General features: G+C 63.7%; 6 protein-coding genes. 1 reads left to right on the forward strand and 5 read right to left on the reverse strand.

The genetic code is table 11. The features are described from left to right. From RMP08_RS04105 to RMP08_RS04120, 4 genes are all read right to left on the reverse strand, one after another. Nucleotides 1–927: ABC transporter ATP-binding protein (locus RMP08_RS04105; protein WP_310467722.1), on the reverse strand; the 927-nt coding region annotated here is incomplete at its 3' end. Beyond that, complete coding sequence (locus RMP08_RS04110) at nt 927–1,775, reverse strand: ABC transporter permease (RefSeq protein WP_310467723.1); 849 nt, start codon at nt 1,773–1,775, stop codon at nt 927–929. The genes RMP08_RS04105 and RMP08_RS04110, both read right to left, overlap by 1 nt. Further along, nucleotides 1,772–2,674, reverse strand: coding sequence for an ABC transporter permease (locus RMP08_RS04115; RefSeq protein WP_310467724.1), 903 nt, complete (start codon nt 2,672–2,674; stop codon nt 1,772–1,774). Before RMP08_RS04115 ends, RMP08_RS04110 begins: the two co-directional genes overlap by 4 nt. Nucleotides 2,675–2,680: 6 nt before the next feature. Beyond that, nucleotides 2,681–3,808, reverse strand: a complete 1,128-nt coding sequence (locus RMP08_RS04120) for a spermidine/putrescine ABC transporter substrate-binding protein (RefSeq protein ID WP_310467725.1) — start codon at nt 3,806–3,808, stop codon at nt 2,681–2,683. 184 nt (nt 3,809–3,992) lie between these two features. Between RMP08_RS04120 and RMP08_RS04125 the strand changes: the two genes are divergently transcribed. Beyond that, nucleotides 3,993–4,892, forward strand: coding sequence for a LysR family transcriptional regulator (locus RMP08_RS04125; protein ID WP_310467726.1), 900 nt, complete (start codon nt 3,993–3,995; stop codon nt 4,890–4,892). A 168-nt stretch (nt 4,893–5,060) separates the two neighbouring features. On the opposite strand, the gene RMP08_RS04130 is transcribed toward RMP08_RS04125, so the two are convergent. Next, a partial coding sequence (locus RMP08_RS04130; protein ID WP_409049768.1) for a glutamine synthetase family protein occupies nt 5,061–5,898 on the reverse strand: 838 nt, incomplete at its 5' end.

Genomic DNA, 5,898 nt, shown 5'->3' on the forward strand with positions numbered 1-5,898 from the left:
CCCGTCGGCACGATTGGCGCCCTCGGGCGAGTCCTTCGGCTTGGCCTGGCCGCGCTTCGACAAAGTGATCTTCTCGGGCCGGATGGCGACCCACAGGTCGGCGTTGTGGGGGCCGGTCACGCCGTGACTGAGATAGATTCGGCCTATCTCCGGGCAATCGATGATCGCTCGCTCGGGCTCGTCGACCACCATCCGCCCGTCGAAGATGTTCACCGAGCCGATGAAATCGGCGACGAAGCGGTTGGCCGGAAATTCGTAGAGGTCCGAGCAGCCAGCGATCTGCGCGATCTGACCCCTGTTGATGACCGCGATTCGCGTCGCCAGCGACAGCGCCTCGTCCTGGTCGTGGGTGACGGTGACAAAGGTGATGCCGACCTTGTCCTGGATGTCGGCGAGCTCGAACTGCATCTGCGCGCGTAGCTTGGCGTCGAGCGCGGACAGGGGTTCGTCGAGCAGCAGGACTTTGGGCCGCATGACCAGGCTGCGGGCGAGCGCGACGCGCTGGCGCTGGCCGCCCGAGAGCTGGTCGGGCATGCGCGTTTCGAGACCCTCGAGGCGGACCAGTGCCAGCGCCTCCTGTACCCGGGCGCCGATTTCAGAGCGCGGGGTGCGCGCGATCTTGAGACCGTAGCCGACGTTCTGCGCGACCGACATGTGGGGGAAGACGGCGTAGGACTGGAACACCATGTTGACTGGGCGCTTGTTGGGCGGGACGCTGGCCATATCCTGCCCGTCGATCAGGATCTGGCCCTCGGTCGGCAGCTCGAAGCCGGCGATCATCCGCAACAAAGTGGTCTTGCCGCACCCCGACGGGCCAAGCAGGACGAAGAATTCCCCGGCATTGATGTCGAGGCTGACATGATTGACCGCGGCAAGTTGGCCGAACCGCTTGGTCACATTGCGGATCTGGATGATCGGGTCAGCCATCAATGTGCTCCGGCGGCGGCGCTTTTGGTGATGTCCTGCATCTTCAGCGCGATGGTGGTGAGGATGACGGTCAGCACGATAAGCAAGGCCGACACCGCATTGACCTCCGGCGTGACCGAAAAGCGCACCATTGAATAGACTTTGACCGGGAAGGTGATGGTGTTCGGGCCGCTGGTGAAGAATGTGATCACGAAGTCGTCGAGGCTTAGCGTGAAACTGAGCAAAGCGCCGGCGATGATCCCGGGCTTCATGTGCGGCAGCAGGACGTCGCGGAACGACTGCCATTCGCTCGCCCCCAGATCCTTGGCCGCCTCCTCCTGCTCCCGGTTGAAGCTGGCGAGGCGGGCGCGGACGACCAAGGCGACGAACGGGAAGCAGAAGGTGATGTGGGCGATCGTGATCGCGCCGAGGCTGAACGGCCACGGCAGATCGTTGGGCCAGCCGATCGCGGCGAAGAACACCAGCATGGCGACGCCCATGCAGATCTCGGGAACCACGATCGGCAGGGCCAGCGACCCTTCGACGCTGGCCTTGAACGGGAAGCGGAAGCGCCACAGCATGACCGCGGCGAGGGTGCCGAGGACAATGCTGGCGATCGTCGCGAGAAAGGCGATGGTCAGCGAATTGCCGAGCGCCACCATCAGCGATTCATTGTGGAACACCTTGCCGTAATATTTGGTGGTGAAGCCGCGCCAGACGACGTTGGCCTTGCTGTCGTTGAAGCTGAACACCATCAGCACCAGCAGCGGCGCGTAGAGGAAGAAAACCACCGCGCCGACCCACGAACGCAGCCACAGGCGGCGGGTATATTCGAGCGGAGCTATCGGCTGGCGGCGGGCGAGCCTCACGTGCGCGCTTCGCTGCGTTTGTTGCGCAAGGCCTGCAACGCGATGAGGATGAAGGTCGCGTACATCAGCACAAACGACAGAGCCGCGCCGAACGGCCAGTCGTTGGCACGCTTGAACTGGCGCTCGATGACGTTGGCGATCATCTGGCTATCGGTGCCGCCCATCAGATCGGGGGTGAGATAGGCGCCGAGCGCGGGAACGAAGGTGATCAGCAGCCCCGACAGGATGCCCGGCGCGGCAAGCGGGATGACGATCCGGGTGATCGTCTTCCAGTGGCCCGCGCCGAGGTCGAGGCTGGCCTCGATCAGCGATTTGTCGAGCCGGTCGAGCGCCGCGTAGAGCGGCAGCACCATGAACGGCAGATGGACGTAGACCAGGCCGAGAATCAGCGCGAAGTCGTTGTACAATAGAGGCACCGGCTCGAACGCGGTGAAGCGGCCGAAACCGAGCAGGGCCGACAGCCCGCTGCCGCCGTTCCAGATCTGCTCGAGCGCGCCGTTGGCGAAGCCGCGCTGGCCGAGCAGCGACAGCAAGGCGTAGGTGCGGATCAGGAGGTTGGTCCAGAACGGCAGCATGATCAGCAGCAGCAGCCACGCTTTCCACCGCTCGCGGGAGAAGGCAATCGCCATCGCCACGGGGAAGCCGACCACGAAGCAGATCAATGTGGTGAGCGCCGCAACCAGCACCGACTTCAGGAAAATGCCGAGATACAGCGGCTCGATTGCGCGCGCGTAATTGCTGATCGTCCCGCTGAACTCGATCGTCGTGATGCTGGTATTGCGGCCGAAGCTGTAGCCCCACACGATGGTCATCGGCACGAGGAAGAACAGGATCAGCCAGGTCACCGGCGCGGCCGCGATCACTGCGAACGCGCGCCGGCTCAGTTTCCAATCCTGCATCGCAGGTCAGGCGGCGCGAACGCGGGTAAACGCTTCCTCGTACAGCGGCTGCATGTCGGCGCGGAACTTGGCATATTCGCACTTCGCCATCGCCGCCGCGGGCGGAAAAACCACCGGATTGTTCTTGTAGCTGTCGGGCATCAGCGTCTTGGCCGCGGCATTCGGCGTCGGATAGAGGATCGTCTCGGTGATCGCCTTGCCAACCTCCGCGTCGAGCAGATAATTGATGAAGGCGTGCGCGTTCTTGGGATGCGGCGCGCCCTTGGGAATGCACAGGGTGTCGGAGTTGAGCTGGCTGCCCTCCTTGGGCACGACGAAGTCGATGTCGGGGTCCTCGACCATCGCCTGCGCGATGTCGCCATTATACTCGAGCACCAGATCGACCTCGCCCTTGACCAGCAGGTCCTGGCCATTGTCCTCGTGGAACACCTTCACCAACGGCTTTTGGCGGATCATCATCGTTTCGATCGCCTTGATGTCGGCGGCGGTCAGGTCGTTGACCGATTTGCCCATATATTTGCCGTACAGGCGGAACAGGTCGCCGGCCTCCGACAGCAGCGAGATGCGGCCCTTGTACTGATCGCTGTCGAACATCGTCTTCCAGCTGTCGGGCACGCCCTGAACCTTCGATTTGCGGTAGCCGATGCCGAGCACCAGCCAGGTGTAGGGCATCGAATATTTGCGGCCCGGGTCGTAGTCGACATTGATGAACGCCGGATCGATGTTCTTCATGTTGGGGATGAGGCTGTGGTCGAGCGGGACGATCATCCCCGCCGGGGCCATGCGCTCGACGAAATCGTTTGACGGGACGATCACGTCGAAGCCCGGGTTGCCCGCGCGCAGCTTGGCGAACAATTCGTCGTTGGTGGCGAACAGCGACATGTTGACGTCGGTTCCGCTGGCGGCCTTGAAGTCGGCGAGCGTGGTTTCGCCGATGTAGGTGTCCCAATTGTAGAAGTTGAGTTTGGGTTCTTCACCGGTCGACGCGATCTTGCTGCCGGCGGCGGGTTTCGAGTCTTCGGACTTGCCGCAGGCGGCGAGGCCACCGAAACTGATGCCGACCGCCGCGACGCCAAAGCTTTGCAGGATCGAACGGCGGTTCTTCAGCTCGCCCAGCGTAATCTTTACGTCCATCGTAATTTCCCCTCGTCCACGGCCAGCGGCCCAGCGCCCATGCTGGACCGAAAAACAGTCGCGCGGAAGCGGGATTTTATCGTTGCCAAGCGCCCGATTCCGCGCCGGCTACAGGAACGCCGTCGCACTGGCGAACGCCAGTCGGTTATGCGACAAACCACCTATCCGAAAAACCGATGGCTGCATGAACATCACCTTCCGCCAGATGCGTTATTTTATCGCGGTCGCCGAGATTCGCTCGATTTCGGGCGGCGCGGCGAGCGTCGGCATCTCCCAAAGCGCGGTCACCGACGCCATTCGCTTCATTGAAGCCGAGGTCGGCGCCGAGCTGTTCGCACGGCATGCCAAAGGGGTCGTGCTGACCCGTGAAGGTCAGCAGTTCCTGCGCCACGCACGCAACATTCTGGACGCCATGAACGATATCCGCGGTGCGATCGGCAAGGAAGCGGCGGGTATCGAAGGGCGGCTGATGATCGGCGCGACGCCGATCGTGACCGGCTATTTCCTCACCGATCTGCTGGCCCGATACCGCCAGGCCTTCCCGGCCGTCGACATCGAGGTGGTGGAGGAACGCAGCGATTATGTGGAGCATATGCTGATCAACGGCGAACTCGACCTGGCGATCCTGATCGTGCCGGGACTGACCCGACCCGAAGCGCTCGATCATGACGTGCTGCTGCGCTCTGACATGCGAGTGTGGATGGCGCCGCGCCATCCGCTATCGCACCACGACAGCTTCAGCCTTGCCGACCTCGCCGAGGAGCCGCTGATCGACATCACGCGGGAGGAGTTGCAAGCGGTGTCCAACGCGGTTTGGCAGGCTCAGCCGCACCGCCGTCCGGCCTATCGTAGTGCGTCGGTCGAGGCGATCCGTGGCCTCGTCGGCACCAATGCCGGCCTGGCGATCTTGCCCGACCTGCTCTACCGGCCGTGGTCCTTGGACGGCGACCGCATCCTCGCCAAGCGCACGCGCGAACAATTGCCGACGGTCGATATCGGCCTGGTCTGGCGTCGGCTGACCCGCCAAAGCGACGTCGTCGCGACCTTCATGGAAACGGCGCGCGGCAAGCGAACGACACGGTAGAAAAGGCTCGACGGTTTACTTTTTGTGCGCTGCAGCATAAAGAGCAGGGGCCGGACCGAACCGGCTCACCACCTGAAGAGACCTCCAATGCGTGCGCTTGCACTCCTGTCGCTGCTCAATTTCCTGTTCGTCTCGCCGCCGCGCGCACGGCGTTAGCGGCCGCCGCCTTCAGGCGGTGCGCAGGTACCATTCGTAATCGGTCTCCGGCACTGCGGCAAAATAACGGTCCTGCTCACTACGCTTGACGATCGAATAGACGTCGACGAAGCGCGCCCCGAGATACTCCTTCATCAACGCCGAAGCCGCGAAGCGATCGACCGCCGCAAACCAGTTGGCCGGCATCGGATCGGCGTCGCTCGCCGCCTCCGCGACATAACCATTGCCGACGACCGCGGGTCCCGGGTCGAGTTTGCCGGCGATGCCGTGGTGCATCGCCGCGAGCAGCGCCGCAACCGCCAGATAGGGGTTGGCGTCGGCACCGCAGGCGCGATGCTCGACGTGGCGACTGACCGGTGAGCCAGCAGGCACCCGGAACGACACGGTGCGATTGTTGACCCCCCAAGTCGGCGCCACTGGCGCATAGCTGTTGGCGCGGAAGCGGCGATAGCTGTTGGCGTTGGGGGCGAACAGAGCAAAGCTGTCGGCGAGCAGCGCCTTCATCCCGCCGATCGCGTGGCGCAGCAGCGGCGAGCCTTCGGGCTCGTCGGCGGCAAAGGCGTTCGCGCCGCTGTCGTCAAGCAGCGACACGTGGAGGTGCATGCCGTTGCCGGCGCTGTCGGCGAACGGCTTCGCCATGAACGTCGCCTCGAGCCCGTGCTTCGCGGCAGTCGCCTTGACCAGCCGCTTGTACATTATCGCGTCGTCACACGCGTGCAGAGCGTCGGGCTTGTGGCGCAAGGTCAGCTCGAACTGGCCCGCGGCATATTCGGCGATTGCGCTTTCGAGCGGTATCCCCTGTGCGTCGGCGCCAGTGTAGAGATCGTCGAGGAACGGGCGCTGGTCGTCG

The organism is Sphingomonas sp. (assembly GCF_031426035.1).
Classification (GTDB): domain Bacteria; phylum Pseudomonadota; class Alphaproteobacteria; order Sphingomonadales; family Sphingomonadaceae; genus Sphingomicrobium.

What these genes read in the sequence shown, in the direction of transcription:
- RMP08_RS04125 (WP_310467726.1), top strand. Translation starts at nt 3,993, where the DNA reads ATGAACATCACCTTCCGCCAGATGCGTTATTTTATCGCGGTCGCCGAG.
- RMP08_RS04120 (WP_310467725.1), bottom strand. Translation starts at nt 3,808, where the DNA reads ATGGACGTAAAGATTACGCTGGGCGAGCTGAAGAACCGCCGTTCGATC.
- RMP08_RS04115 (WP_310467724.1), bottom strand. Translation starts at nt 2,674, where the DNA reads ATGCAGGATTGGAAACTGAGCCGGCGCGCGTTCGCAGTGATCGCGGCC.